We start from the raw sequence: 26,222 nt of genomic DNA, 5'->3' as shown, positions 1-26,222 counted from the left end.
AGACCGACAAAGGGTATTCGGCTATGACCTCCGTAAACGCGAGGGACCCATGGTTGATCGTCTCAGAAACGCCGCCGAGCATCTCGAAGCACCGACCTGCCCGGACTGCCATATCGAGATGAGGTGGTTCCGTTCCGAGCTGCTGGCGGACGAGCCAACCCCGGTCATCGCGCATCTCTTCGTGTGTCCGCATTGCAAGCGCGCGGCCCAGGCAGATACTAAATTCAAGGGCACCGCGACGCCGCCGGCCAAGCTGTCCGCGCCGCGGTTTGCTGCTCACGCCTCATAGCATTCGGGGGGGAACGGATTCGGCGCTCGGCTGACCGCCGGATAGTAACTCGACATGACGATCATTTCCGGACCTCCTGTCGCGCTTTCGAAGCGATGAAGATGTGCCACGCCGTGAGAAACATCGCGGCGACGAGTGGGCCGATGACGAACCCGTTCGCTCCGAACGCCGCAAGGCCGCCTACGGTAGCGAGCAGCACGACATAGCTCGGCATTTGGATCGACTGGCCGACCAGGATCGGACGGAGAAAATTGTCCGCAAGACCGATCACGAAGATCCCGAAGGCGAGCAGGATGATCCCTTTCGTGACTGAGCCTGCCACAAGCAGGTAGAGCGCGACCGGAACCCAAACTAGCGCAGAGCCGAGCACGGGCAGAAGCGAGAGCAGCGCCATCAGGGCGCCCGCCAGCAGTGGGACAGTCAAGCCGAGCACCCAGAAAATCAGCCCGCCAAGCGCTCCCTGAATTAGCGCAACGAGAACGATCCCCTTGATCGTCCCGCGAACCGCCAGGGTGAACGCATTCAGAATCTCGCTGGTGTGGCTCGGCCGCAGCGGGAGCGCGTCGCGGATCCGTACGTTGAGCTCGTCACCATCACGGAGCAGGAAGAACAGCAGGTACAACATCACGAGCAAGCTTGCGACGAACTCCAGCGTCAACTGACCGATGTTAATGGCGTGTCCCGCCAGCTGTTGGCCGGCAGGGACGACCAGACTCGACAGACGTTCCTTCAGGGCCGAAAAATCGATGCCAGCCAGGCGATCCGACAGGGAAGTAGCCCAGGCGGGCAACGCGGATTTCAGCTGCTGCAGGGGATGAGCGAAACTGATCTCCCCACTCTGAGCGCGCTGATACAGCTCCCCACCCTGGTCGATGAGCGAGGCGATGACGACCGCCACGGGGATGAGGACCATGACGATCACGACGACGACAGTGAACGATGCGGCGAGGTTGCGCCGTCCCGGAAGCGTTTCGAGGGCGCGGCGATAGAGTGGCGCGAAGATGATCGCCAGAAGCGTGGCCCACAACAACGCGCCGGAGAACGGCCAAAGTACCCACCCGAATGCCAGCGAGATCGCGGCAAGCAAGACGAGGAATGAGCGGTCTTCCGACGTTCTCACGTGTTCCCTAGCCCTTCTGTTGCCAGAGCATGATCCGGACCCGATGTCCGGCCGTCACTTGTCTGCTTTCGCGGTCCAGTCGGCGAACTTGATGCGTCCTGCAAGGGTTGCGGGACCCGAGCTGCCGGCCTTGTAGATGAAAGCTTCGCCCTCCTGCACGTCCCCGGCATCCTTGCCGAAGGCATCGGCGATGTTGGTCTTGTGGGTGACCAGGACGGTGTTGGTGCCGGCCTTGGGCGGCGCGTCGACGAGCTGCCGCACGGCCTGGCCCGCCTTTGCATTGGCACCGGTCGGATTTGCCATGCCAGACGCGCTCGCGTTGCCGCTGTCCGTCAAGGCATCGACCGGCTTGACCTCGCGGCCGGAGATGAGCTTGCCCGCCTCGATCGCGCGGTTCAGCCTGCTGGTGTAGATATCGCCGATTGGGATCGCGAGCTCCTTGATGGCCGTCCCGATCTGACGCGCCATGTCGCGGCCCTTTTCACTGAGCTGACGCTGGGCGCTCATGTCGTCGAATTTGAAAGGGTAGACATCTTTTTGACTGTCGTCGGTGGCGGTGTGGCGAAACACCAGCACGTAGCCGCCTTGCTTGAGCGAGGCGATCAGTTGCGAGCTATCGGCCGCGGTGGCTTGAGTGGAACCCCAGAGAAGGATCACGAAGGCGAGGCGGCAAAGCAAGTTCATGCGAAATCCTCTGTTAAAATGCCCCAGAGGATGGTGACGCGCGACGCGGTCGATTTCAATTGTCGATTGCCGTCCGAGATCGGGTTCCTATGGAATCCGGATCAAACCGCCAGCTGCCGCGCCGCCGCCAGTCCGGCCAGCGCCTCTTCCAGCTTCTCGCGATCGAGCGGCTTGATCAGGAACCCGTTCATCCCTGCTTCAAAGCAGGCGTAGCGATCCTCCACCAGCGTATTGGCGGTGAGCGCGAGAATCGGCGTGTGGTGGCCGCCTTTGGCTGCTTCATGCGCGCGGATTCGTTTTGTCGTTTCGATGCCATCAAGCTGCGGCATCTGGATGTCCATCAGCACGAGATCATAGGGCGTGCCGGCCGATGACGCGCCGAGCCAGGATTCCAGCGCGGCCTCGCCATGGACAGCGATGACGACGCGGTGGCCGAGTTTCGTCAGCAGCGAGCGCATCAACAGCGCGTTGATCTCGTTGTCCTCGGCGACGAGAATCGACAGGCCTTTCGCCGGTACCGCGCCGGCGGGTTGAGCCGATGGCTCCGGCGCGAGATCGGGCGAGGCGACCTCCGGGGGCAGCGCGAGGCGTGCGGCGAGTGAGGCCGCGCGCAGCGGCTTCACCAGGAAGCCGGTGAAGGCCGGCGAGAGTTTCTCGTGGCGCGAGCCCGACGTCAGCAGCACGAGGCGTTGCGTCGCATGGCTGCGTGCGGCTTCGCCGAGGCGGTCGGCGATGGCAGCGCCGAGCGCGCGATCGATCAGCACCGAATGCCATGAGCGTTCCGGAAGCAGCGCTTCCGCCACCGCGGCGTCAGTCACCATGCAGGTCTGGCCGCCCCAGCGCTCCAGCCGCCGCGCGATCAGGGAGGCCTCGATGCCGTCGGCGATCAGCAGGATCGACTTGCCGGCGAGATCGGGGCTCGGGAATGTCGTCTGTTCGACGCCGGCGAGGGATGACGCCAGCGGTACCGCGACCTCGAAGGTCGCGCCCTTGCCCGGCTCGCTCCTAAGTGTGATGCGGCCGCCCATGCGCTTGACGATGCGCTCGCTGATGGCGAGACCGAGGCCGGTGCCGCCATGGGTGCGGGCGACGCGTTCGTCGGCCTGCTCGAATTCGCGGAAGATGCGCTGTTGCGCGTCGGCTGCGATGCCGATGCCGGTGTCGCGCACCAGAAAACTGATCTCGTTCGGCCAGATGCCGGGCTCGACGATCAGCGCGACGCCGCCGCTCGCGGTGAACTTGATGGCGTTGCCGGCGAGGTTGAGCAGCACCTGGCGCAGCCGCGCGGCGTCGCCGACCACTTCAAGCGGCAGCCGCTCGTCGACATAGGCGGCGATCTCGAGCTGCTTTGCCTGCGCGCGCGGCGCGAGCAGCTCGGTGATGTCCTCGATCAGGGCCGAGAGCGCGAAGGGACGCTGCTCGAGATCGAGCTTGCCGGCTTCGATCTTGGAATAGTCGAGTAACTCCTCGATCAGCGCCATCAGCGCTTCGCCGGAGGTCTTCACGGCCCTGGCGTAGGTCGACTGCTCCGGCGTCAGCGTGGTGTCGAGCAGCAGCCCGCCCATGCCGATGATGCCGTTGAGCGGCGTGCGGATCTCGTGCGAGGCCATGGCCAGGAAGCGCGATTTCGCCCGGTTGGCGGCGTCGGCCTGGTCGCGGGCGTCGGACAGCGCACGCTCGGTCTCGGTGCGGTCGGTGACGTCGCGTCCGACGCTCTGCAATTCGGCGGGCTGGCCGGCGTCGAGGCGGACATAGCCTTCGCGCCAGGCGATCCAGCGCGCGCCGAGCGGAGTTGCGATCTTCTGGTCGTGAATGCGCGTGCCGTTGCTCTCGCGGGCGCTGTCGCCCTGCTCCAGCACGTCGAAATCAAAGCGCGTGCCGACCAGCGCGCCGCGCGTCTGCCCGGCAAGCGCGCAATAGGCGTCGTTGGCGAAGGTGATGCGGCCGCTTGTGTCGCGCAGCACGATCAGGTCGCCCTGCTGTTCGAACAGGCTGCGAGCGCGTTCTTCCGCTTCCTTCAGCTCCCAATTGCGGTCGATCAGCGTTTCGTTGTGGGCAGCCAGCGCACGCATCCGCTTGTTGACGAAGCGCAGGCGCATGCTCAGCGTGGCGAGACCGAGGCATGCGAGCGCGAACAGGAAGCTGACGCCGATCGCAAACGCATTGGGATCGTAGCCGGACGTCTCGGACCGGCTGCCGGAGACAAATCCATAGGCGCCGCCGAAGGTCGCCGAGAAGATCATGATGGAGCGGATCGCGAAGGCGATTTTTGGGTACTGTCGCCTGAAGCGGCGCATGCGCACCTTGATCCGGAACGTCCGATCCATCGCCACCGACCCGACTCTTTTCTTAAAACGCTGTCCTCGCTGTCAACGACGATGTGCCGTCGACCTTGCGAACAGTTTGAGGCCCTGCAACCGCCTCCAAACAGGGTTGACGAGGTGTTAACGGCGCAGAGCGAGGCGGTTCAAAGCGAAGCGGCCTGGAGATGGCGGTGGCCGCCGCGGGCGCCGACGATCAGCGCCGCCGCCTCGCGCTGGGAGAAGGTCTTCGAGCGCACATAGACGCGGTAATCCGCCGGCCCCTCGCTGGAGAGATAGATCACCTGACCGCCGTCGACGGGCTGCGCCGCAATCGAGATCAGGCGCGTCGAGGGGTTGGCCTGGCAGGACTCCAATTCCGAACCGGGGCCGTCGTCGACGACGGCGAAGTCGGCAGCGTCCGCATCCTCGGTAATCTGAACCCGCACCGTGGCACGCGCGGGATCATCGGTGAAGGCGACATGCACGCCGGCGGTCCAGAACAGCGACGTCAGCTCGACCAAGGTGTCGCCGAGGGCGATGCAGGGATGCGAGACCGATCCGATCTCACTGCGGGCAAACACCGCGGCCGCCAACAGGGGAACAACCGAGGCCAGGATCTTGAAACGCAACATGACACGCTACTCGCCAGGCCCTGTACGGGAACTGATGGGCCTTATGGTTTGCAGAGCGTAAAGGAAACTCGTTACCGCCGGGTTGATGCCGGTATCGGGGGATGAGAGTCTCGGTCGGTTAGGCGCTTTTGTTGGTTTTTCGCTCGACTTCAGTGAGAACCAAATAGCTGTTCTTGCCAAAGCTGATCGCCCAAAGCGCCGCCCAGGCACCCCACCGGTTCCTGACCTCGATCTCGACGGTTTGGCCGGGACTGCTGCGAACGACGAGCGGCTGGCTCCTGCCCCAATCAATGCTCGCATCGATCGTGCAGGTGCCGGCCGGCAGCGTGATCTCCAACACGTCGTTGCGTGCAAGCTTCCCAACGCTGGTCCCGTTGACCCACAGCTCGTACGACCTCAGCCAATCGGCATATTGGGACGCACGAACAAATCTGATGGTGCAGGCATTCGCATCGGTCATGATCAATCTCGGGCATGGTGATGTTGTCGAGAAAGCTGCGGCGGCGCATCGCTCACGCCAGCTGCCGCACATCTTCCGCGAGCGCGCGGTAGGACAGCGCCTCGGCGAGGTGCAGACGGCCGATTTTGTCGGCGCCGTCGAGATCGGCGAGCGTGCGCGCCACCCGGAGCACGCGGTGATAGCCACGCGCCGACAGCCGCATGGTCTCGGCGGCGTCGCGCAGGAGCTTCTGGCCTTGCGCATCCGGCTTGGCGATCTCCTCCAGCACCGAGGCCGGCGCTTCGGCATTGGTGCGAACCTTCGGCAGGCCGGCATTCGCGTAGCGTGCGAGCTGGATGTCGCGCGCCGCCGCCACGCGCGCGGCGACTTCGGCTGAGCCCTCTGCCGGCGGCGGCAGGATCAGGTCGGCGGCGGTCACCGCGGGAACCTCGATGCGCAAATCGATGCGGTCCATCAGTGGTCCCGAGATGCGGGCCTGGTAGTCGCCGGTGCAGCGATCGATGCGGCCGCGCTTGCAGGCATAGCCGGGCTCGAACGCATTGCCGCAGCGGCAGGGATTCATCGCGGCGACCAGCATGAAGCGCGCGGGATAGGTGACGCGGTGATTGGCGCGGGACACCGAGACCTCGCCGTTCTCCAGCGGCTGGCGCAACGAATCCAGCACGCGCGGATCGAATTCGGGGAGCTCGTCGAGGAACAGCACGCCCTGATGCGCGAGCGAGATCTCGCCGGGCCGGGCGCGCATGCCGCCGCCGGTGAGTGCGGCCATGCTGGCGGAATGATGCGGCGATCGGAACGGCCGCCGCGCCGTCAGCGCGCCGCCCTCGATCTCGCCGGCAACAGAGGCGATCATCGAGACCTCGAGCAACTCGCCCGGTGACAGCGGTGGCAGGATCGAGGGCAGGCGTGCCGCCAGCATCGATTTGCCGGCGCCCGGCGCGCCGATCATGAGCAGGTGATGGCCGCCGGCGGCCGCGATCTCCAGCGCCCGCTTGGCGCTCTCCTGTCCCTTGATGTCGCGCAGGTCGAGCGGCGAGGCAGCGGCTTCATGCACCTTCGGCACAGGCCGCGACAGCACCTGCGCTCCCTTGAAGTGGTTGGCGATCTGGATCAGCGAACTCGCGGCGATGATCTGGATGTCCGGACTCGCCCACGCCGCTTCCGAGCCGCAAGCCGCCGGACAGATCAGCCCCTCCTCGCGCACATTGGCGCCGATCGCGGCGGGAAGAACACCGGCCACCGGCGCGATCGATCCGTCGAGGCCAAGCTCGCCCAGAACAGTGAAGCCGGTCAGCGCATCCGGCGGGATCGCGCCGATCGCCCCCATCAGCCCAAGCGCGATCGGCAGGTCATAATGGCTGCCCTCCTTGGGCAGATCGGCGGGCGCGAGATTGACGGTGATCCGCCGCGCCGGCAGCGCCAGCCCCGAGGCGATCAGCGCCGAGCGGACCCGCTCACGTGCCTCCGACACCGCCTTGTCCGGGAGACCGACGATCGCGAAGGCCGGAAGACCCGGCGCGACCTGCACCTGCACGTCGACCGCGCGGGCCTCGATCCCCTCAAAGGCGACGGTAGAAACCCGCTGAACCATGCCCGAACCAGCCTGCCCTTTTGCACAATTAGGGGTAGCAGAGCGGGCCGGTTCTTGCAAGAACAATACAGGAACATGCCTAGGAGCCGGGAGGCCCTAACTGATCGTAAACACGACGAAGACACTACGCCTCGAATGCAAGCTGCTCTGCTCAGCACATCCCAACGAATGTCCGCTACTCCTAGGGGTGCGGGATGGGCCGTGGTCTAACGGGTGAACAATTCAAATGCTTGCAAATCGCCGGAGAAGCGAACGACGGATGTGCACGCGGCTCGCCAAGATTCACTTTGGCGCGGGTTCGCTGCCGCGGGACTGCACGATCACGGATATTTCGGATGGCGGCGTGAAAGTGGTGGCGGAGTTCCTGGAAGTGCCGCCGCAATTCACCATCATTTTCGCGCCCGACTATTCCCGGCAGTGCCGCCTGCGCTGGCGCATCGGCTGCGAGTTTGGCGCTGAATTCACCGACTGAGCCGCGCAAGCGCCCCGCCTTAACGGGACTTTAGCGTTAATCGGTAAGCATCTCTGATCAGTCGCCGAGTGATCAGAGTATGTCCAAGCGTTTGTCCGTCGCCTCTCCTCCGGCGAGATATCTGTTTTCCGCGCTTCTGATCCTGGCTCTTGGCGGCTGTCAGACCACTGGCATCGAGGACATCACCGGCGCGCTCGGCGGAAAGTCGGAAACGGCTGGCAGGGCCGACACCAAGCCGGACGTGAGGCCGGACATGGACGCGCTGCGCGAGCGCTATCGCGCCAAGCCTGGCGATCCCAACGTCGCGCTCGAATACGGCAAGGCGTTGCGCCAGACCGGCCAGCGCGCGCAGGCGCTCGCGGTGCTGGAGCAGGCCGTGCTCGCCCATTCCAGCAACAAGGCGCTGCTCGCAGGCTACGGCCGCGCGCTCGCCGACAGCGGCAGTTTCCAGCAGGCGTTCGACGTCCTCGGCCGCGCGCATTCGCCCGAGGATCCCGACTGGCATATCCTGTCGGCGCAGGGCGCCGCGCTCGATCAACTCGGCCGCAACGAGGAAGCGCAGCAATATTACGCCGCCGCGCTCAAGATCGTGCCGGACGAGCCGTCGGTGCTGTCCAATCTCGGACTGTCCTACATGCTGCAGAACAATCTGCCGCGGGCAGAGGAAACGATGCGCCGGGCGCACGCGCGCAATCCCGCCGATTCGCGCGTGCGCGCCAATCTCGCGCTCGTACTGGGACTGGAAGGAAAGCAGGCCGAGGCCGAAACCATCGTGAAGGCCGACCTGCCGCCGGATCAAGCGGCGGCAAAGGTCACGGCGCTGCGGCAGTTGCTGGTGAAGAAGCAGCAGCGGGCGGAGAAGTAACCCGCCCTCGCGCGTCAGGATGCCTTGCTCAGGATGCCTTGCGATGCGGGGCTGACCCGCGCCCCGACCTACCCTTCAGCTTCTTCAGCAGCGGCCCGAGCAGCGAGCGCTTTGGCTTCTTCACCTCGCCGCGCCCGGCAAGGCGGTTCGCCATGTTCTGGAACAGCTCGGTGGTGCGGTGGCTCTTGGAGACCTCCGCGATCATCTGGCCGTTGTTGGCCGCGGTCGAGAACAGCTTCGAATCGAACGGGATCACTGCGATCGGCTGGCTCTCCATGGTCTTGGCGAATGCCTTGACCTCGATCTCCGCACGCTTGGGCATGCCGACCTGGTTGATGCAGTAGAGCGGTGGCCGGTCGTTCGGCCGCGCCGCCTTCAACACGTTCAGCATGTTCTTGGTGTTGCGCAGGTTCGCAAGATCGGGCTCGGCCACGATCACGATGTCGTCCGCGTTGACCAGCGCGCGTCGCGTCCAGCCCGACCATTGATGGGGAACGTCGAGCACGATGCAGGGCGTGGTCATCCGCAGCGTGTCGAACACCGCGTCGAAGGCCTCCGCGCCGAAATCGTAGACGCGGTCAAGGGTGGCAGGCGCGGCAAGGAGGCTGAGACGCTCGGTGCATTTGGAGAGCAGACGCTCCATCAGGGCCGTGTCCGGCCGATCCTGCGACAGCACCGCATTGGCGATGCCCTGCACCGGGTCCTGGTTGTAGTCGAGACCCGCGGTGCCGAAGGCGAGGTCGAGATCGATCACGACGGAATCGAGTGCGAGGTCGCGGGCGATGGTCCAGGCCACATTGTGCGCGACGGTGGAGGCACCGACACCGCCCTTGGCGCCGACCACCGCGATGACGCGGCCGGTGATGATGGTTTCGGACGCCGAGAACAGGCTGCAGATCGAGCGGACGACGTCGAGCGTCTCGACCGGTCCCACCACATAGTCGTTGACGCCGCGGCGGACCAGCTCGCGATAGGGCGCGGTGTCGTTGGGATTGCCGATCACGACCACGCGGGTGCCGGGGTCGCAGACGCCGGCGAGGTCGTCGAGGCCCTCGAGAATGTCGCGCGTGCCGTCGGATTCGATCACGATGACGTTCGGCGTCGGCATCGTTTCATAGACTTCGATTGCCGCAGCTAGGCCACCGTCTTTGGCGGTGAGATGCGCCTTGGCGAGGCGGCGATCCTGCCCGGCCGCGGTCACCGCGGCGAGCGTCTGCTCGGTCTCGCAAAAGGCCTGCACGGAGATGCGAGGAACCGGCGCAATGTGTTCCTCGGGGTGCTGCGGATCGTCCGCTTCTTCGTCGTGGACGCGTGTCATCTGCCTGTATCGCTGAGTTTGGCCTTGTCGGCGTCTGGATTCATGGTCGCGATCGGCGTGCCCTTGCGATAGCGCTCGAAGGCCACGTCACGCCGTGCGTTATAGGCCGGCGTCTCGGACCGCGGCTGCTCGAGGTCGGCCGGATTGTCGATCATGGCCGCGAGGTTGCGCTGGCTGGCGCAACCCAGATTGAAATAGGGCCGGTTCTCGTTGTAGCCGGGGTCGAGGATGGAGGGGCCGAGATCTTCCGGCCATAGCCCGCAGGGGCCCGCGACCGCGGCGATCCGGGAATAGCTCAGACGGATGGTGGGCAGCAGTCCGGGATCCTCGGGCCGATAGGGATGCTGGACGATGGCACGCGCGGGTACGCCGCCGGATGCGAGCACGGAACGGATCTCGTGATAGGTCGCTGCCGCCGCGCGCGAATTCGCAGCGTTGACGGGGACGTCAACGACGACCGAGCCGGTACCTTCGCGCACCCAGTCCCGGGCAATGCCGGCGACGTCCGCGTGCTGCGCGGCCGAGAGGCCGCCGCGAGCCTTGCCGACGAAGATCACGATCGACTTCTTGGCTTCCTCGACCGCGATCGGGTGACGCTGGCGATAGTCGGTCGGCACCGTCTGGGTGACGACCTCGCCGGTGGTGTTGCAGGCGCCCAGCATGACGGAGAGCCCCGTCAGTGCCAGCGCGACGCTCAACTTGCGACGTCGATCGGCCATGGTCTTCGTCATCGCTTCATCCCCTCGTGCCCCGTCTCTCGCCGTCTCTCGCCGTCTCTCGCCGTCTCTTGCCCCGTTCCCGAGCCGTCCGTTCGTCATCAGTCGATGATGAAGCCGAAATCACCGGGCGAGCCCGCGATCGGATCGACGCGGCGCGCGATGCCATAGAGGCGGTTCATGCGGCCGAGCAGCGCGGTCTGGGCATCGGACGCCGGCGCGAAGCCGTCGTCGGGTCGAGACAGCTCCTTCTGAGCCACCGCGCGCACCACATAAGGCGTTACGATCACCATCAGCTCGGTCTCGTTGTTGACGAAGTCCTGGCTGCGGAACAGCGCGCCGATGATCGGCACCTGGTCGACGCCGGGCAGGCCGTTGATCGCCTGTTTGGTCTGCTGCTGGATCAGGCCGGCCATCGCCATCGAGCCGCCCGAGGGAATTTCCAGCGTCGTTTCGGCGCGGCGGGTCTGGATCGACGGGATGGTGATTGAGTTGGTCGAGTTCGAGGACAGCGCCTGGGTGACCGTGATGGCGCTCTGGTTCGACAGCTCGGACACCTCGGTCATGACGCGCAGGCTGATCCGGCCCTCGCTCAATACCACCGGGGTAAAGTTCAGGGAGATGCCGAACTTCTTGTAGGTGATCTGGGTGGTGCAAACGTGGGTGACGGGATCGCAGGCATAGCCGGACGGAATGGGGAATTCGCCGCCGGCGATGAAGGTGGCGGATTCGCCGGAGATCGCGGTCAGGCTCGGCTCGGCGAGCGTGCGCATGACACCGGCACTTTCCATCGCGCGCATCGTGGCGCTGACGGTCGCGAAGCCCTTGGTGAGCCCGGCGACACCTAATCCGTTGTTGCTGACGATCGGTCCGCCGCTGACCGAGAACGGGTTCGAATTGTTGAAGTTCACCACCGCGGTGCCGGCATTCAGGCTGGCGCTGAGATCGACGCCCAACTGCTTGACGATATCGCGGCGCACTTCGCCGACGACGACCTTGAGCATCACCTGGTCGCGGCCGCGCACGACGATGTTGTTGACCACCTTCTCGGAGCCGCCGACCAGTTTGGCGGCGACGTCGCCGGCCTGCTGGGCCTCGACCGGGCTCGACACCGAGCCGGTGAGCATCACGCTGTCGCCGACACCCTCGATCTGCACGCCCGGCAGCGACTGACGCAGCGCCGTGCGCATGCCGTTGAGATCGCGCTTCACCGCGATGTCGTAGGCGGCCACCTGCTGGCCGTCGGCGGCGAAGAACACGACGTTGGTCTGGCCGACCTGTCCGCCGATGATATAGGCGCGTTGGGCCGAGCGGATCACGGCATTGGCGATCTTGGGATCGGCGACCAGCACGTCCTTGACGTCGCGCGGCAGGTCGATGACGGCGGACTTGCCGACGCCGAGCGACAGGAAGCGCGTCTTCGCCGGTGCAATCGTCCCGACCGGGGACACATCGAGATCCGCTGCTTGCATGGGCGCCTGGTCGCCGACCGGCGCATCCGCGGCGCTGACGACATCGGGGGCTGCGAGCAGCCCCAGGATCAGCATCGTCCCCGTCCAGACCGAGCGCGCGCGATTCCCCCGAATGCGCATGCCCGTCCGATCATCCCCAAAGTTCATCATATCCCCATCACTTCTGTGACGTCAGTTGCCGCGCCTGTACGCCGTAGCGGATCACGTTGACCCCGCCGGTCCGCTTGCTCGCCTGGTCCTCGGGCGCGCTGTCGACCGAGTTGGCATCGACGATGCTGCGCAGCGCGAGTGTCAGCGTGCCGCCCTGGCGCGCTGCCGATAGCGTGGCGACCTGGTCGGGCTTGAGCTCGAGCGTGACGGTCCTGCCGACGACGGCGTTCTGGCCGTCCTTTTCCTTCGGCGCCTGGTCGATCGCGAGCACGCGGATATTGGTCAGGATCGCCTCGGACAGGATGAGGTCGTTACCGGCGGTCCCGTCGGGATTCTTCAGGCGGCGGGTCAGCACGATGTCGACGCGGTCATTCGGCAGGATGAAGCCGCCGGCGGCAGTCTCGGCTGAAATCTCGGTGGAGACGGCGCGCATGCCAGACGGCAGGATCGCGGCCATGAAGCCGGAGCCGTCGGCCTTGACCAGCTTCTGCTCGCGGATCGGCTCGCCCTGCATCAACGGCACGCGTGCGATCGAGCCTGCGATCTGGATCTGCGCCTCGGGCCTGTTGTCGCGGCGGATGAAGGCGCTGCTCGCGGTCGCCGCCGGCCAGACCTGCCATTGCAGGTCCTCGGGCTTCACGGCTTGACCGAGCTGGATGTCGTTCTTGGCGACCAGGACCTCGACCGTCGGCAGCTTCTCGGCGACGGGGAGAACGGGCGCGGGCTTGTTGTCATAGCCGCTCGCCAGATACGCAGCGACGCCGCCGGCGCCCAGTGCGATGACGAGAACGACAATGCGTGCGGTGTTCATACGCTTCTACTCTTACGCGGGGCACTCGAACCGCACCTGGCGGGTTCCCCGTGTCGATGAGTAGGCAGTAAAAGTATAAGCGGTGTTGCGAGGCCGAATGCGATCGACGGCCGCGCTGTGGTCTTTCGGCAGATGGTGAACGTCGCGTTAGCCGGTCGGCCACTGGCCCCGTAGTTTCACGCAGTCGCGGCCCGTGTGTTCGAACGATGCGCGCCGCGTCATGGTGAATGCGTGGTTAGTGATGTGTGGGGTGATGCTTGATGCCGGCATGCAGTGAGATGGAAACAACGCGCCACATCACCGCTGTCGTCCTGACGAAAGCCAGGACCCATTACCACCGCGATCAATTGTTAAGGAGGTGATCGCTTCGATGTTCGTCAAACCGGCAGCCGGGGTAATGGGTCCTGGCTTTCGCCAGGACGACATTGAGGAGGCTACGGGCCGATGCCTACTTCGCCCGCTTCTGCTCGATCACGTCCCAGAGCTTTGCGGCAACGTCCGGTCCGCCGAGCCGCGCGATGGCGCGGATGCCGGTTGGCGAGGTTACGTTGATCTCGGTGAGGTTGCCGTTGATGACGTCGATGCCGACGAACAACAGCCCGCGCTCGCGCAGCGCCGGGCCGACGGTGGCGCAGATCTCGCGCTCGCGCGGCGTGAGCTCGGTCTCCTGCGCTGCTCCGCCGCGCACCATGTTGGAGCGGAGGTCGTCGGCGGCCGGCACGCGATTCACCGCGCCGGCGAACTCGCCGTTGATCAGGATGATGCGCTTGTCGCCGTGCTTGACCTCGGGGATGAACTGCTGGATCACCCAGGCTTCCTTGAATGTCACCGAGAACATGTCGAACAGCGAGCCGAAATTCATGTCCTGCGGCATCACGCGGAACACCGCCGCGCCGCCATGGCCGTGCAAGGGCTTCATCACGACGGCGCCATGCCTGTCGCGAAACGCGTTGATCTCGTCGAGGTCGCGCGAGATCAGCGTCGGCGGCATCAGCTGCGGAAAGTTCATCACGAACAGCTTTTCCGGCGCGTTGCGCACCGAGGCTGGATCGTTGACGACGAGCGTCTTCGGATGGATGCATTCGAGAAGGTGCGTCGAGGTGATGTAGGCGAGGTCGAACGGCGGATCCTGGCGCAGCAGCACCACGTCGAAGCCGTTGAGCGCCTCGCGCCTGGGCTCACCCAGGGTGAAATGATTGCCGGGCTCGTCGCGCACGGTGAGCAGCTGAACCGGAGCGACGATCTCCTCGCCGACCATCGAGAGCTTGTCGGGCGTGTAATAGGACAGACCATGGCCGCGCTTCTGCGCCTCCAGGAGCAGCGCAAAGGTGGAATCGCCCTTGATGTTGATGCGGGCGATGGGGTCCATCTGGACGGCGACGTTCAGTTTCATGGTCTGCCTTTCAGGTCGAGGCGTCGAATGCCGCCAACACATGGCGTGGAAGTGACCGCGGCGCAATCAGCATGGCGTCGAATCGCATTTCGAATTCCGCATGCTCGGGATGCGCGACGAGCCAGCCTTGCGCGGCGTCGATGATGCGCTGCTGCTGGCGCGGCGTCACCGCGAAGGCGGCGTCGTCCAGCGTCGCGCGCGCCTTGACCTCGACGAAGGCGATCAAATTGCGGCGGCGCGCCACGATGTCGATCTCGCCATGCGGCGTGCGGAAGCGTTTGGCGAGGATGCGGTAGCCCTTGGCCATGAGATAGGCCGCGGCGCGGCTTTCCGCGGAAATGCCGGTGCGGAACGCGGCGAGGCGCTCGGGTGAGGCGATTTTCGGTTCTGCCGGGTTCTCAGTCTTCGCCATCGCCGCCCCGCAGATCTTTGGCAAGCTCGAGCGCGCGGGCATAGACCTCGCGGCGCGGCCGGCCCGAGAGCGCGACCGCATGCGCCACCGCATCCTTGACGCTGTTCGCGGCGAGCTGCTCGCGCAGGAGGTCGTCGAGCGCGTCCGATGTCAGCATCTCGGCATCGGCCGCAGGCGGAGCGATCACCAGCACGAATTCGCCGCGCGTCTCCAGCGTGTCGGCATTGCGCGCGAGCTCACGCAGCGTCGCGCGCGAAATCTGCTCGTGCAGTTTCGTCAGCTCGCGGCAGATCGCGGCTTCACGGGTCCCCATGATCTCGGCGAGCTCGGCGAGCGTGTCCTGCACGCGATTGCCGGAATCGAACATCACCAGCGTTGCATCGATGCGCGCAAGCTCGGCCAGGCGCGACTTCCGCGCGGCTGATTTGGAAGGCAGAAAGCCTTCGAAGAAGAAGCGGTCGGTCGGCAGCGCTGCGACCGACAGTGCCGCCAGCACCGAGGACGGGCCGGGCAGCGCGTAGACGGCGTGGCCGGCGGCGCAGACCTCGCGCACCAGCTTGTAGCCGGGGTCCGAGATCAGCGGCGTTCCGGCGTCCGACACCAGTGCGATCGAGCCGCCCTGCGAGAGCCGCTCCAGGATTTTTGGACGGGCCGCTTCCGCGTTGTGCTCGTGATACTGCTTGAGCTGCGCGGAGATGTCGTAGCGCTCGGTCAGACGCCGCGTGATGCGGGTGTCCTCGCAGGCGATGACATCGACCCCGGCGAGGGTCTGCAGCGCCCGCAGCGTGATGTCACCGAGATTGCCGATGGGGGTCGCGACCAGGTGCAGGCCAGGCGCGGCCTTCGGCGCGACAAGCCGATGGGCGTCGATGGAGAAACCGCGCGAGGCGGGCTCCGTCGTCTCAGGTGTATTTATCGGGGACGGCTTTGCGCGCATAATCAGACGAACTTAGGCATGATCCCCGGGACTGGGAACCGGTCCCCGGAAAAAGATCGTGCCTGGCAAGGCAAGGGGCGAGGAAGGACTGGAATGTGATCCATTCGGCATCACATTCCCAAGGGAATGAAGCGTCAGCGCCATATTCGCGGCGGAAACGCCGCCTTGATGCTTGGTGATGGACGGCGGACAGCTAGCCAGAACTTGAGAGGAAGCCGCGTTAAGCGGGCATTATCCTTTTGTTTGAGTTAACTATTTGCCGACAATATGCCTGAATCCACGACTGGTGTCGTGGAGAATATCGTGAGCGGCTGGCGACGGTCGGTCAGAAGAGAAACTGTCATGACGGGCCCGCGTGATCCCAGATCTTCCTTTCCGGAGGAGTCTCCCGTTCAGGGGCCCCTGATATCAGGGGCGACCCGGCGAAGCGCGCTCGGCCTGTTGCTCGGCGCGCCGCTGCTGTCGGCCTGCGCCGGCGTGCAGCAGAGCCTGAGCCAGTTCTCCAATCCGTTCAGCAGCTCCTCACCGCCTCCGGCCCAGCCGGCCGGCCCGCCACAGCAGGCGACGACCGCCGGCACCGGCGGAGTGAAGGTTGCCGTGATCCTGCCGCTCTCGGCATCGGGCAATGCCGGCCTCGCCGCGCAGTCGATGCGTAATGCCGCCGAGATGGCGCTGGCCGAGTTCCAGAATCCCAACATCCAGCTCCTGATCAAGGACGACAATGGCAGCCCGCAGGGCGCGCAGGCCAGTGCGCAGCAGGCGGTCGACGAAGGCGCCGAGATCATCCTGGGTCCGCTGTTCGCGCAATCGGTGCCTGCGGTGGCGCAGATCGCGCGCACGCGCGGCATTCCGGTGATGGCGTTCTCGACCGATTCCAGCATCGCCGGCCGCGGTGTCTATCTCCTGAGCTTCCTGCCGGAGTCCGACGTCAACCGCATCGTCGAATATTCCGCCAGCATCGGGAAGCGCTCCGTCGCCGTGCTCGTGCCCGACAATGCCTATGGCAACGTGGTCGAGGCCGCGGTGAAGGCGGCGGTGCCGCGTCGCGGCGGGCGCATCGTCGCGTTCGAGAAATACGGCGCCGATCGCGCCACGCCGGCCCGGACCGTGGCGCAGCAGCTCGGCAGCGCCGATGCGCTGTTCATCGCCGATGATGGCGACGCCGTCGTCTCGGTCGCCGATGCAATGAGCGCGGCGGGTGCGAATCTGCGCAATATCCAGCTGCTCGGCACCGGCCTGTGGGACAGTCCGCGCGTCTATGCCAGCTCAAGCTTGCAGGGCGGCCTCTACGCCGCGCCCGATCCGGCCGGCTTCCGCGCCTTCTCCGGCCGCTATCGCACCAAATACGGCGCCGAGCCGATCCGCACGGCCACGCTCGCCTATGATGCCGTCGCCCTGGTCGCCGCGCTCGCGCGCACGCAGGGCACCACGCGCTTCTCGTCCGACGTGCTCACCAATCCTTCCGGATTCGCCGGGATCGACGGCCTGTTTCGCTTCCGCGCCGACGGCACCAACGAGCGGGGCCTTGCGGTGATGAAGGTCACGACCGGCGGCGGCGTTGCGGTGGCGGGCTCGCCGAAGAGTTTTGGAGCGTAGCTGTTTCCTCGACGTCGTCCTGGCTTTCGCCAGAACGACGATGGAGAGACCTTACGCCGCGAGATCGGCGACCACCGCGTCCAGCACCGGAAAACCGCTGCTGGTCACGCGCAGGCGGCCGGTTGCATCCACCGTGATCGCGCCTTCTTCGCGCAGCAGCGTGATGCGCTTGGGATCGAGCGAGCGGCCTGACAGCGCGCGGTAGCGCTCGGGGTCGATGCCCTCGACGAGGCGCAACCCCATCAGCAAAAATTCGTCGGCGCGTTCTTCGCTGTTGAGGAGATCGTCGGTGACGACGCCGTGGCCGTTGGTCTCGACCCGCATCAGCCAGGCTTCGGGACGCTTCTCGGTGGCGGTGGCGTGCCTGATACCGTCGATGTCGAGCCGGCCATGGGCACCGGGGCCGATGCCGGCATATTCCTCGCCGCGCCAGTAGACCAGATTGTGCCGGCACTCGGCGCCGCGCCGCGCGTGATTGGAAATCTCGTAGGCGGGCAGGCCGAGTCTGTCGCAGGTCTCCTGGGTAACGTCGTAGAGCGCGCGTGCGACCGCCTCATCCGGCGTCTTCAGCTTGCCGGCCTGATGCAGGCCGAAGAACGGCGTGCCTTCTTCGATCGTCAATTGATAGAGCGACAGATGTTCGGCCGCCTCGCCGATCGCGAGACGCAATTCATCGGCCCACATCGCCGGCGTCTGGTCGGGACGGGCATAGATCAGGTCGAACGAATAACGATCGAACGAGCGGCGCGCGATGGCGACCGCGTCGAGTGCCTCGCGCGCGCTGTGCATGCGACCCAGCGCCTTCAGCGAGGCATCGTCGAGCGCCTGCACGCCGAGCGAGACGCGATTGACGCCGGCGGCGCGATAGCCCGCGAAGCGCGTAGCCTCGACACTGGTCGGGTTTGCCTCCAGCGTGACTTCGACGTCTTTCGCCACGGTCCAGTGCTTGCCGATGGCATCGAGCACAGCGCCGACGGTTGCAGGCTGCATGAGCGAGGGTGTGCCGCCGCCGAGAAAGATCGAGGTGACTTCGCGGCCGGGCGCGCGCTCGGCGGTCGCAGCGATCTCGCGCGCGAAAGCCGACGCAAAGCGCGCCTCGTCGATCGCGGCGTGGCGGACATGGCTGTTGAAGTCGCAATAGGGGCACTTCGACAGGCAGAACGGCCAGTGCACGTAGACGCCGAAGGCTTCGGATTCTTGTTTTGACGCGTTTTCCTGGCGCGAACCGGTATCCACTTCGCTCGAAAACGCTCTAGCGCGGCTCAAGGCAGATCTCCGCCAGTTTCACGAAGGCGCGGGCGCGATGCGACAGGCCAAGACCGAGCGGCGGCAGGCCGTGCTTCTCGATGCTCTCCATCTCGCCGAAGGTGCGGCTGTGGCCGTCGGGCAAAAACATCGGGTCGTAGCCGAAGCCGGCGGTGCCGCGCGGCGGCCACACCAGCGTGCCGTCGACGCGCGCCTCGACCTCTTCGAGATGATCGTCGGGCCATGCAACGCAAAGCGCGGAAACGAAATGCGCCTTGCGCTTGGCGGGCGTGGTCGCGCCGCGCTCCTGCAACAGCCGTTCGATCTGTGCCATTGCCGCGGCAAAATCCTTGTTCGGACCGGCCCAGCGCGCCGAGTAGATGCCGGGCACGCCGTCGAGCGCGTCGACCACGATGCCGGAATCATCGGCGAAGGACGGCAGCTTGGTCGCCTGCGCTGCCGCGATCGCCTTGATCGCGGCGTTGCTGCGGAAATCGTTTCCGGTCTCTTCCGGCTCCGGAAGACCTAATTCGCCGGCCGAGACCGCATCGATGCCGTAAGGCGCGAGCAGCTCCTTCATCTCGGCGAGCTTGCCGGGATTATGGGTCGCGATGACGAGCTTTCCGGTGATTCGGCGATGCATCGGCCTATTGACTACGCTACCGCCAGTTTCTGCAAGTCCACGAGACGCGCGACGCCCTTGCGCGCCAGCGCCATCAACGCCAGGAACTCGGCTTCCGTGAACGGCTCGCGTTCCGCGGTGCCCTGAACTTCGATGATGCGGCCATCCCCCGTCATGACGAAGTTGGCGTCGGTGTCGGCTTCGGAGTCCTCGGCATAGTCGAGGTCGAGCACGGGCGTGCCCTTGTAGATGCCGCAGGAGATCGCGGCGACGTTGTCGCGCAACACATTGGCTTTGACCATGTTGCGCGCCTTCATCCAGGTGATGCAATCGGCGAGGGCGACCCAGGCGCCGGTGATCGAGGCCGTGCGGGTGCCGCCGTCGGCCTGGAGCACGTCGCAATCGACCGTAATCTGGCGCTCACCGAGCGCTTCGAGATTGATGATGGTGCGAAGCGAGCGGCCGATCAGGCGCTGAATTTCGACGGTGCGGCCGCTCTGCTTTCCTGCGGAGGCCTCGCGGCGGGTGCGTTCCGAGGTCGCGCGCGGCAACATGCCGTATTCGGCGGTGACCCAGCCGCGGCCCTGGCCCTTCAGCCATGGCGGCAGGCGGTCTTCCAGCGTGGCGGTGACCAGCACGTGGGTGTCGCCGAATTTCACCAGGCACGAGCCTTCCGCATATTTGACCACGCCGCGCTCCAGCGTCACGGGGCGCAATTCGTCGGGCGCACGGCGGCTTGGCCGCATGGGAATCCTCCAAAACTCTCGGAAAAGGGCTGTTGGCGGTGCTTGTAGGTGGGGTGAGGGTGGGCGGCAAGGGGGAAGATCGAGGCCTTATTGATCCCCGATTTTCAATCCGCGAGCGCGACGCTTGTCAGAAGCCTCCCGGATAGACAAATTACATGCAGCCGAGAGGAGTTACCGTCTGTGGCCCATCACGATCCGATCCATCTGATCGCGCCGCGCGCGGGCCTCGCCCAGCTCAACGAGCGTTCCCGCGACATCTTTCGTCAAATCGTCGAAAGCTACCTCGCGACTGGGGAGCCGGTGGGCTCGCGCAATATTTCTCGCCTGATCGCCATGCCGCTGTCGCCCGCTTCAGTCCGCAACGTCATGGCCGACCTGGAACAGCTCGGCCTGATCTACGCCCCGCACACCTCCGCCGGCCGGCTGCCGACGGAACTCGGCCTGCGCTTCTTCGTCGATGCCCTGATGCAGGTCGGCGACCTCAATGACAGTGAACGGCAGGCGATCCAGAGCCAGTTGACCTCCGTCGGCCACGCGCAATCGGTGGAGGCTGCGCTCGAGGAGGCATTGACGCGGCTCTCCGGCCTGACCCGCGCTGCCGCGGTCGTGCTGACGCCGAAATCCAATGCGCGGCTGAAACATATCGAATTCGTCCGCTTGGAACCGGAAAAGGCATTGGTGATCCTGGTCGGCGAGGACGGGCAGGTCGAAAACCGCGTCTTGACGCTGCCGCCGGGAGTTCCATCCTCGGCGTTGACCGAAGCCGGCAACTTCCTCAATGCGCGGATCCGGGGCCGGACCCTGGCCGAGGCGCGGCTGGAGCTCGAGACCGCGCTCGGAGAGGCGCGCACCGAGCTCGATCAGCTGACGCATAAGGTGATCTCGGCCGGGATTGCCAGCTGGTCGGGCGGCGAGAACGAGGATCGGCAGCTCATCGTCCGCGGCCACGCCAATCTGCTCGAAGATTTGCATGCGCTGGAGGATCTCGAGCGCGTTCGCCTGCTGTTCGACGATCTCGAGACCAAGCGCGGGGTCATCGATCTGCTCGGGCGGGCCGAGACCGCGGAAGGCGTGCGGATCTTCATCGGCAGTGAGAACAAGCTGTTCTCGCTGTCGGGCTCGTCCACCATCATCTCGCCCTATCGGGACGCTGCCGGCCATATCGTCGGTGTTTTGGGCGTGATCGGGCCGACGCGGCTGAATTATGCCCGCGTGATCCCGACCGTGGACTACGCTGCCCGCATCGTCAGCCGGCTCCTGGGGGGCTGACCGGCGTCTCCCCCGATCACGGGCGCTTGATTTTCGGCGCCCGAAGCACGATATCCGGGCCAGAAACCCCCTGAGATGAATGCGAAAAGAGAGCCGATGACCGATCGAGACCGGCAACCCGAAGACACGAGTGCTGCGGCCGGCGAGCCCGTGGTGTCAAAACCCTACATCATGCCCGACGATCCCGAGCCGGGCTCGGTCGAGCTTCTGCAGAAGGAAGTCGCCGAGGCGCGCGACCGCATGCTGCGGACGCTGGCCGAGATGGAGAATCTGCGCAAACGCACTGCCAAGGAGGTCGCTGACTCCAAGCTCTACGGCGTCACGGGCTTTGCCCGCGACGTGCTCGACATCGCCGACAACCTCCAGCGCGCGCTCGATGCCGTTCCGGCCGAGGCCCGTGCGGCGGCCGATGCAGGCCTCGCCTCGCTGATCGAGGGCGTCGAACTGACCGAGCGCTCGCTGCTCAGCGCGCTGGAAAAACACGGCGTGAAGAAGTTCGACCCCCTGGGCCAGAAGTTCGACCCGAACTTCCAGCAGGCGATGTTCGAGGTGCCCGATGCATCGGTGCCCGCGGGCACCGTCGTGCAGGTCATGCAGGCCGGCTACACCATCGGCGAGCGCGTGCTGCGTCCTGCCTTGGTCGGTGTCGCCAAGGGCGGCGCCAAGGCCGCGCCCGCCAACAGCAACGAGCCGAACGGCGCGGCGAACTGATCGATCCTCATGCTGAGGAGGCGCGCTAAGAAGCGCGCTCCTCAGGATGAGGGTCTTGCAGTTCGGTCGCGCCTCTTACGCGCTCGCCGCGATATCCGCGGACTGAATCCGCTTCACGCCGGCCTTGGCCATATCGGCCCAGGCTTTTGCGAGCGAACCCTGATTGTCGATGCCGCGGCAGGCGTCTTCCACCACATAGACCTCGAAGCCCGCCTTGCGCGCGTCGAGCGCGGTCCAGGCCACGCAGAAATCCGTCGCCAGCCCCGCGACGAAGACGCGCTTGATCTTGCGCCCCTTCAGATAGCCGGCAAGGCCGGTCGAGGTCTTGCCATCGGCTTCGAGGAAGGCCGAATAGCTGTCCACGTCCTTGTGAAAACCCTTGCGGATGATGAGCTCGGCGTGCGGGATCGCAAGGTCTTTCGACAGCGCGGCGCCGTCGGTGCCCTGCACGCAATGGTCGGGCCACAGCACCTGCTTGCCGTAGGGAAGATCGACGGTCTCGAACGGCTTCTTGCCGGCGTGGACTGATGCGAAGGAAACATGGCCTTGCGTGTGCCAGTCTTGCGTCATCACCACGTTCGAAAACGCTTTCGAGATCTTGTTGATGACCGGCGCCACCTGCTCGCCTTCCTTCACGGCAAGGCTGCCGCCGGGCAGGAAGCAATTCTGCACGTCGATCACGAGCAGCGCGGATGCATCGTCCGGCTTGATCGATGTGGCCGCCAGAATCGCGGTTGGCGCGAGCGCCACGAGCGCGCTCGTCCCGAGCGCCGCCAAGACTTGTCGCCGATCCAGCATCATTCGCCTCCTCAAGGATGAACTCAACGGAAGGGGAGCCTAGTTCCGTTCGTATACGAACAGAAGCCCGAAAATGCAGCCGGCTTTGGTGAGTCGTTGGGCTGCTGACCGGATATCTTCGCCGGGACGACGATGAGTGTCGGGCTAGCCCTTCGGCTGGATGCCGTCGCGGACCGCGCGGAAGCGGGTGAAGGCGGCCGGCCATTGCTCGCGCGGGGCGCTGGCGATGATGCGCAGCGAGGCGCCGCCGCTGCTGAAGCGGATCCACTGCACCACGGTCACCGGCGTCTTGTCCTTGCCGCTGACGCCGTCGATCCGGGTCTCGAAACCCTGCTGGCCGCTGATGCGGATCGGCTCGGACATGGTGACGCGCGACTCGCGCACGCCGGGAATCTGGAGCGCCGCCTCCTGGGCGAAGCGGGCGCGGTCGTCGGCGGCTTGCGGGGTGGCGCCAATCACGCCGAGGATGATGAACGGCTTCGATTCATAGCCGGAGCTCTCGTCGCCGTCGGCCAGGATGATGCTCGAGCCCGGCGCCAGCGTGCGAACGTCCTTGAAGTCGGCGAGATCGGTGATCTTGAACGGCATCAGCGCGATCTGCTCTTCGGCCGAGACCTGCTTGCGGGTGACGACGCTCGCAAACATCTGCCGCACCGCCTCGTCGGTGTAGATTTTGATCGCATTCTCCGGAATCTGCACCGCGACATAGCCGGAGAAGCCGGCCCCCGGCACGATCATCGAATAGCGCCGCACCGGGGTCTCGCCGGCCTTGCCGCTCTCGGTCGTGAAATAGGCAAGACCCGCGGGCGTCTCGATCTTGTCCTGCTTGACGCCGTTGGCTCCGGCTGGATTGGAGTTGAAGGCGCTCACGACCTCGCCATAGGCCGCCGGCGGCAGTTCTGTGATCAGCACCTTGACGTTGCCGTCCTCGCTCTCGAAGCCGGGAAAGGTCTTGGCCGTGTTGAGACCGACCAATGGCACCATGCCGAGGCGCAAGCCGGGTGGGAAAACGGCGTCGGCAGCCAGAGCCGGAAGCGCAGAGGCAACGAGGAGGGCGAGCGCAGCAAGGGGGCGGATCAGCTTCATGGGCACTCTGATTGGTTCACATTGAGGCCGTTCGATGGTCGGTCACCGGGCCGCTTTGTCGCGCGACGCAGCCAGATGACGAGCCCGCTCGGCCGCCCGCCTTTTAGCGGGTTTGGTCTTGCCGCAACAGGGCAGGGCGGAACGCGGTAACGGATGCCGGCCGATCGCGGGACCTGTTAATAATTCCTCACCCGCAAGGCGGGTTCAGCCCGGATATGATCTTCCAAAACCCAATGTTTTCACGGCCGAAACTTGCGTTCGGTCCTTGCGGGCCCCTCCCCCCCTCCTATATGAGCGTCAACCATCGCAATATCGCGAATGTTTGATCTTAGGGGGTTTCGGTTCGGGTGCCTTCTGGGCCCAGCCAACCTGCCGCAAAAACAAGGATACAGGACCATGGGAAAGGTCATCGGGATCGACCTCGGCACCACGAATTCGTGCGTCGCCGTAATGGATGGCAAGAACGCCAAAGTCATCGAGAATTCCGAAGGCATGCGCACGACGCCTTCGATCGTCGCCGTGACGGACGACGGTGAGCGCCTCGTCGGCCAGCCTGCCAAGCGCCAGGCCGTCACCAATCCAGAGCGTACGTTCTTCGCAGTGAAGCGCCTGATCGGCCGCCGCTACGACGACCCGATGGTCGAGAAGGACAAGAAGCTCGTTCCGTACAAGATCGTGAAGGCTTCCAACGGCGACGCCTGGGTCGAGGCCGACGGCCAGACCTACTCGCCCTCGCAGGTATCGGCGTTCATCTTGCAGAAGATGAAGGAGACCGCGGAAGCCCATCTGGGCCAGAAGGTCGACCAGGCCGTCATCACCGTGCCCGCCTACTTCAACGACGCCCAGCGCCAGGCGACCAAGGACGCCGGCAAGATCGCGGGCCTTGAAGTGCTGCGCATCATCAACGAGCCGACCGCGGCCGCGCTCGCCTATGGCCTCGACAAGACCAAGACCGGCACGATCGCCGTGTACGATCTCGGCGGCGGCACGTTCGATATCTCGATTCTCGAAATCGGCGACGGCGTGTTCGAGGTGAAGTCGACCAACGGCGACACCTTCCTCGGCGGCGAAGACTTCGACATGCGCCTGGTCGGCTATCTGGCCGACGAATTCCAGAAGGAGCAGGGCATCAACCTGCGCAACGACAAGCTCGCGTTGCAGCGCCTGAAGGAAGCTGCTGAAAAGGCCAAGATCGAGCTGTCGTCGACGACGCAGACCGAGATCAACCTGCCCTTCATCACCGCGGACCAGACCGGCCCGAAGCATCTGACGATGAAACTCACCCGCGCCAAGTTCGAAGCGCTGGTCGATGACCTCGTCCAGAAGACCGTCGAGCCCTGCCGCAAGGCGCTGAAGGATGCCGGCCTCACTGCCGCCGAGATCGGCGAAGTGGTGCTGGTCGGCGGCATGTCGCGCATGCCGAAGGTCCAGGAAGTCGTGAAGCAGCTGTTCGGCAAGGAGCCGCACAAGGGCGTCAACCCGGACGAAGTCGTGGCGATCGGCGCCGCGATCCAGGCCGGCGTGCTTCAGGGCGACGTCAAGGACGTGCTGCTGCTCGACGTGACCCCGCTGTCGCTGGGCATCGAGACGCTGGGCGGCGTGTTCACCCGCATCATCGACCGCAACACCACGATCCCGACCAAGAAGAGCCAGGTGTTCTCGACCGCCGAGGACAGCCAGAACGCGGTCACCATCCGCGTCTTCCAGGGCGAGCGTGAAATGGCGGCCGACAACAAGATGCTCGGCCAGTTCGACCTGATGGGCATTCCGCCGGCTCCGCGCGGCATGCCGCAGATTGAGGTGACCTTCGACATCGACGCCAACGGCATCGTCAACGTCTCGGCCAAGGACAAGGCCACGTCCAAGGAGCAGCAGATCCGCATCCAGGCCTCCGGCGGCCTGTCGGAAGCCGACATCGAGAAGATGGTCAAGGACGCCGAGGCCAATGCCGAGGCGGACAAGAAGCGCCGCGAGGCCGTGACTGCCAAGAACGACGCGGATGGACTGGTGCATTCGACCGAGAAGGCACTGGCCGAGCACGGTTCGAAGGTCGCAGAGACCGAGCGCCGCGCGATTGAGGATGCGGTCAGCGACCTCAAGGAAGCGCTGAAGGGCGACGATGCCGAATCCATCAAGGCCAAGACCCAAACGCTGGCCCAGGCGTCGATGAAGCTCGGCGAGGCCATGTACAAGCAGCAGGCCGAGGCCGACGCCAAGAAGGATGCGGCCAAGGACGACGTCGTCGACGCGGAGTTCACCGAAGTCGACGACGACAAGAACAACAAGAAGTCCGCCTGAACCCCGCGAGGGTGATGATGCGGACGGCTTGGACCCCACACGCGCCAACGGCCTCCTCCCTCGCGGGGGAGGCCATCGTGTCGGGCTCGACGGGGCAAGGCCTTGCTAAAATCGGCCCCGTTACGATCGATCAATTCCCAGCCGTTATTCTGAACACTGCCGTGCAATCCTCTGCCGCGAAGCGGAAGGCTGCCTATATCGTTGCATGGCGACGTTGCTTCGCTCC

The 26,222-nt window shown here is 65.4% G+C and carries 25 protein-coding genes; 7 read left to right on the top strand and 18 right to left on the bottom strand.

Features of this window, described 5'->3' with window-relative positions; genetic code table 11:
• The first annotated feature begins 49 nt into the window (after positions 1-49).
• Entirely contained in the window at positions 50-289 is a 240-nt protein-coding gene (locus IVB40_RS35570) for a hypothetical protein (protein WP_247405168.1), read from the top strand.
• Between the two features lie 61 nt (positions 290-350).
• Here the strand turns inward: IVB40_RS35570 and IVB40_RS35565 are convergent, their stop codons facing one another.
• The 6 genes from IVB40_RS35565 to IVB40_RS35540 all read right to left on the bottom strand — a co-directional run bounded on the left by IVB40_RS35565 (position 351) and on the right by IVB40_RS35540 (position 7,079).
• Positions 351-1,409 (bottom strand): AI-2E family transporter, encoded by a 1,059-nt coding sequence (locus IVB40_RS35565; protein ID WP_247285045.1) that lies wholly within the window; start codon positions 1,407-1,409, stop codon positions 351-353.
• 54 nt (positions 1,410-1,463) lie between these two features.
• Positions 1,464-2,093, bottom strand: a complete 630-nt coding sequence (locus IVB40_RS35560; protein WP_247817768.1) for a histidine phosphatase family protein — start codon at positions 2,091-2,093, stop codon at positions 1,464-1,466.
• A gap of 101 nt (positions 2,094-2,194) precedes the next feature.
• The gene (locus tag IVB40_RS35555; RefSeq protein WP_247819635.1) at positions 2,195-4,420 is read right to left on the bottom strand and encodes an ATP-binding protein; all 2,226 of its coding nucleotides are present in this window, start codon (positions 4,418-4,420) and stop codon (positions 2,195-2,197) included.
• Between the two features lie 140 nt (positions 4,421-4,560).
• A complete protein-coding gene (locus IVB40_RS35550; protein ID WP_247817767.1) occupies positions 4,561-5,028 on the bottom strand; it encodes a hypothetical protein in 468 nt (155 codons plus the stop codon).
• A gap of 118 nt (positions 5,029-5,146) precedes the next feature.
• Positions 5,147-5,488, bottom strand: coding sequence for a hypothetical protein (locus tag IVB40_RS35545; RefSeq protein WP_027566228.1), 342 nt, complete (start codon positions 5,486-5,488; stop codon positions 5,147-5,149).
• Between the two features lie 52 nt (positions 5,489-5,540).
• Positions 5,541-7,079 (bottom strand): YifB family Mg chelatase-like AAA ATPase, encoded by a 1,539-nt coding sequence (locus IVB40_RS35540; RefSeq protein ID WP_247817766.1) that lies wholly within the window; start codon positions 7,077-7,079, stop codon positions 5,541-5,543.
• Positions 7,080-7,305: 226 nt separating this feature from the next.
• Here IVB40_RS35540 and IVB40_RS35535 point away from each other — a divergent pair, with 226 nt between their 5' ends.
• Both IVB40_RS35535 and IVB40_RS35530 read left to right on the top strand, forming a co-directional pair.
• The gene (locus IVB40_RS35535; RefSeq protein ID WP_007598461.1) at positions 7,306-7,551 is read left to right on the top strand and encodes a PilZ domain-containing protein; all 246 of its coding nucleotides are present in this window, start codon (positions 7,306-7,308) and stop codon (positions 7,549-7,551) included.
• 79 nt (positions 7,552-7,630) lie between these two features.
• Positions 7,631-8,416, top strand: coding sequence for a tetratricopeptide repeat protein (locus IVB40_RS35530; protein ID WP_247817765.1), 786 nt, complete (start codon positions 7,631-7,633; stop codon positions 8,414-8,416).
• A 28-nt stretch (positions 8,417-8,444) separates the two neighbouring features.
• Here IVB40_RS35530 and IVB40_RS35525 read toward each other — a convergent pair whose 3' ends face one another.
• The 7 genes from IVB40_RS35525 to rsmI form a co-directional block, all read right to left on the bottom strand.
• Positions 8,445-9,734, bottom strand: coding sequence for an AAA family ATPase (locus IVB40_RS35525; protein WP_106943964.1), 1,290 nt, complete (start codon positions 9,732-9,734; stop codon positions 8,445-8,447).
• Positions 9,731-10,465 (bottom strand): CpaD family pilus assembly protein, encoded by a 735-nt coding sequence (locus tag IVB40_RS35520; protein WP_027566224.1) that lies wholly within the window; start codon positions 10,463-10,465, stop codon positions 9,731-9,733. The genes IVB40_RS35525 and IVB40_RS35520 overlap by 4 nt, the downstream gene beginning before the upstream one ends.
• Positions 10,466-10,551: 86 nt before the next feature.
• The gene (locus IVB40_RS35515; RefSeq protein WP_247285462.1) at positions 10,552-12,069 is read right to left on the bottom strand and encodes a type II and III secretion system protein family protein; all 1,518 of its coding nucleotides are present in this window, start codon (positions 12,067-12,069) and stop codon (positions 10,552-10,554) included.
• Positions 12,070-12,079: 10 nt separating this feature from the next.
• Complete coding sequence (gene cpaB / locus IVB40_RS35510) at positions 12,080-12,883, bottom strand: Flp pilus assembly protein CpaB (protein ID WP_247817764.1); 804 nt, start codon at positions 12,881-12,883, stop codon at positions 12,080-12,082.
• Between the two features lie 448 nt (positions 12,884-13,331).
• Entirely contained in the window at positions 13,332-14,276 is a 945-nt protein-coding gene (gene gshB, locus IVB40_RS35505; RefSeq protein ID WP_247817763.1) for a glutathione synthase, read from the bottom strand.
• A 10-nt stretch (positions 14,277-14,286) separates the two neighbouring features.
• Entirely contained in the window at positions 14,287-14,688 is a 402-nt protein-coding gene (locus tag IVB40_RS35500; protein WP_247817762.1) for a YraN family protein, read from the bottom strand.
• Complete coding sequence (gene rsmI, locus IVB40_RS35495) at positions 14,675-15,625, bottom strand: 16S rRNA (cytidine(1402)-2'-O)-methyltransferase (RefSeq protein WP_247817761.1); 951 nt, start codon at positions 15,623-15,625, stop codon at positions 14,675-14,677. The genes IVB40_RS35500 and rsmI overlap by 14 nt, the downstream gene beginning before the upstream one ends.
• 342 nt (positions 15,626-15,967) lie before the next feature.
• Between rsmI and IVB40_RS35490 the strand changes: the two genes are divergently transcribed.
• A complete protein-coding gene (locus IVB40_RS35490) occupies positions 15,968-17,221 on the top strand; it encodes a penicillin-binding protein activator (protein ID WP_247817760.1) in 1,254 nt (417 codons plus the stop codon).
• Between the two features lie 51 nt (positions 17,222-17,272).
• Here the strand turns inward: IVB40_RS35490 and hemW are convergent, their stop codons facing one another.
• The 3 genes from hemW to rph are packed head-to-tail and all read right to left on the bottom strand — an operon-like array spanning position 17,273 to position 19,834.
• Positions 17,273-18,457, bottom strand: a complete 1,185-nt coding sequence (hemW, locus tag IVB40_RS35485; protein WP_247819634.1) for a radical SAM family heme chaperone HemW — start codon at positions 18,455-18,457, stop codon at positions 17,273-17,275.
• Between the two features lie 16 nt (positions 18,458-18,473).
• A complete protein-coding gene (gene rdgB, locus IVB40_RS35480; protein WP_247817759.1) occupies positions 18,474-19,109 on the bottom strand; it encodes an RdgB/HAM1 family non-canonical purine NTP pyrophosphatase in 636 nt (211 codons plus the stop codon).
• A gap of 11 nt (positions 19,110-19,120) precedes the next feature.
• The gene (rph, locus tag IVB40_RS35475; RefSeq protein ID WP_027514789.1) at positions 19,121-19,834 is read right to left on the bottom strand and encodes a ribonuclease PH; all 714 of its coding nucleotides are present in this window, start codon (positions 19,832-19,834) and stop codon (positions 19,121-19,123) included.
• A 180-nt stretch (positions 19,835-20,014) separates the two neighbouring features.
• On the opposite strand from rph, the gene hrcA reads away from it, so the two are divergent.
• Together hrcA and grpE are read left to right on the top strand one after the other, a co-directional pair.
• Complete coding sequence (hrcA, locus tag IVB40_RS35470; protein ID WP_007598483.1) at positions 20,015-21,103, top strand: heat-inducible transcriptional repressor HrcA; 1,089 nt, start codon at positions 20,015-20,017, stop codon at positions 21,101-21,103.
• A 96-nt stretch (positions 21,104-21,199) separates the two neighbouring features.
• A complete protein-coding gene (grpE, locus tag IVB40_RS35465) occupies positions 21,200-21,814 on the top strand; it encodes a nucleotide exchange factor GrpE (protein WP_007598484.1) in 615 nt (204 codons plus the stop codon).
• Positions 21,815-21,889: 75 nt separating this feature from the next.
• On the opposite strand, the gene pncA is transcribed toward grpE, so the two are convergent.
• On the bottom strand, positions 21,890-22,612 hold the full coding sequence (gene pncA / locus IVB40_RS35460; RefSeq protein WP_247819633.1) for a bifunctional nicotinamidase/pyrazinamidase: 723 nt from the start codon (positions 22,610-22,612) through the stop codon (positions 21,890-21,892).
• A gap of 144 nt (positions 22,613-22,756) precedes the next feature.
• Entirely contained in the window at positions 22,757-23,698 is a 942-nt protein-coding gene (locus IVB40_RS35455) for a hypothetical protein (protein WP_027566216.1), read from the bottom strand.
• 396 nt (positions 23,699-24,094) lie between these two features.
• Here IVB40_RS35455 and dnaK point away from each other — a divergent pair, with 396 nt between their 5' ends.
• Entirely contained in the window at positions 24,095-25,996 is a 1,902-nt protein-coding gene (gene dnaK, locus IVB40_RS35450) for a molecular chaperone DnaK (RefSeq protein WP_247285056.1), read from the top strand.
• Positions 25,997-26,222: the final 226 nt, after the last annotated feature.

Source organism: Bradyrhizobium sp. 40 (assembly GCF_023100925.1).
Classification (GTDB): domain Bacteria; phylum Pseudomonadota; class Alphaproteobacteria; order Rhizobiales; family Xanthobacteraceae; genus Bradyrhizobium.
This window is presented reverse-complemented; position numbering and strand designations above follow the sequence as displayed.

Excerpts from the sequence above, each read along its gene's own strand:
- IVB40_RS35570 (WP_247405168.1), top strand. The coding sequence starts at position 50 with ATGGTTGATCGTCTCAGAAACGCCGCCGAGCATCTCGAAGCACCGACC.
- IVB40_RS35560 (WP_247817768.1), bottom strand. The coding sequence starts at position 2,093 with ATGAACTTGCTTTGCCGCCTCGCCTTCGTGATCCTTCTCTGGGGTTCC.
- IVB40_RS35555 (WP_247819635.1), bottom strand. The coding sequence starts at position 4,420 with ATGGATCGGACGTTCCGGATCAAGGTGCGCATGCGCCGCTTCAGGCGA.
- IVB40_RS35550 (WP_247817767.1), bottom strand. The coding sequence starts at position 5,028 with ATGTTGCGTTTCAAGATCCTGGCCTCGGTTGTTCCCCTGTTGGCGGCC.
- IVB40_RS35545 (WP_027566228.1), bottom strand. The coding sequence starts at position 5,488 with ATGACCGATGCGAATGCCTGCACCATCAGATTTGTTCGTGCGTCCCAA.
- IVB40_RS35540 (WP_247817766.1), bottom strand. The coding sequence starts at position 7,079 with ATGGTTCAGCGGGTTTCTACCGTCGCCTTTGAGGGGATCGAGGCCCGC.
- IVB40_RS35535 (WP_007598461.1), top strand. The coding sequence starts at position 7,306 with ATGCTTGCAAATCGCCGGAGAAGCGAACGACGGATGTGCACGCGGCTC.
- IVB40_RS35530 (WP_247817765.1), top strand. The coding sequence starts at position 7,631 with ATGTCCAAGCGTTTGTCCGTCGCCTCTCCTCCGGCGAGATATCTGTTT.
- IVB40_RS35525 (WP_106943964.1), bottom strand. The coding sequence starts at position 9,734 with ATGACACGCGTCCACGACGAAGAAGCGGACGATCCGCAGCACCCCGAG.
- IVB40_RS35520 (WP_027566224.1), bottom strand. The coding sequence starts at position 10,465 with ATGACGAAGACCATGGCCGATCGACGTCGCAAGTTGAGCGTCGCGCTG.
- IVB40_RS35515 (WP_247285462.1), bottom strand. The coding sequence starts at position 12,069 with ATGAACTTTGGGGATGATCGGACGGGCATGCGCATTCGGGGGAATCGC.
- cpaB (WP_247817764.1), bottom strand. The coding sequence starts at position 12,883 with ATGAACACCGCACGCATTGTCGTTCTCGTCATCGCACTGGGCGCCGGC.
- gshB (WP_247817763.1), bottom strand. The coding sequence starts at position 14,276 with ATGAAACTGAACGTCGCCGTCCAGATGGACCCCATCGCCCGCATCAAC.
- IVB40_RS35500 (WP_247817762.1), bottom strand. The coding sequence starts at position 14,688 with ATGGCGAAGACTGAGAACCCGGCAGAACCGAAAATCGCCTCACCCGAG.
- rsmI (WP_247817761.1), bottom strand. The coding sequence starts at position 15,625 with ATGCGCGCAAAGCCGTCCCCGATAAATACACCTGAGACGACGGAGCCC.
- IVB40_RS35490 (WP_247817760.1), top strand. The coding sequence starts at position 15,968 with ATGACGGGCCCGCGTGATCCCAGATCTTCCTTTCCGGAGGAGTCTCCC.
- rdgB (WP_247817759.1), bottom strand. The coding sequence starts at position 19,109 with ATGCATCGCCGAATCACCGGAAAGCTCGTCATCGCGACCCATAATCCC.
- rph (WP_027514789.1), bottom strand. The coding sequence starts at position 19,834 with ATGCGGCCAAGCCGCCGTGCGCCCGACGAATTGCGCCCCGTGACGCTG.
- grpE (WP_007598484.1), top strand. The coding sequence starts at position 21,200 with ATGACCGATCGAGACCGGCAACCCGAAGACACGAGTGCTGCGGCCGGC.
- pncA (WP_247819633.1), bottom strand. The coding sequence starts at position 22,612 with ATGCTGGATCGGCGACAAGTCTTGGCGGCGCTCGGGACGAGCGCGCTC.
- IVB40_RS35455 (WP_027566216.1), bottom strand. The coding sequence starts at position 23,698 with ATGAAGCTGATCCGCCCCCTTGCTGCGCTCGCCCTCCTCGTTGCCTCT.
- dnaK (WP_247285056.1), top strand. The coding sequence starts at position 24,095 with ATGGGAAAGGTCATCGGGATCGACCTCGGCACCACGAATTCGTGCGTC.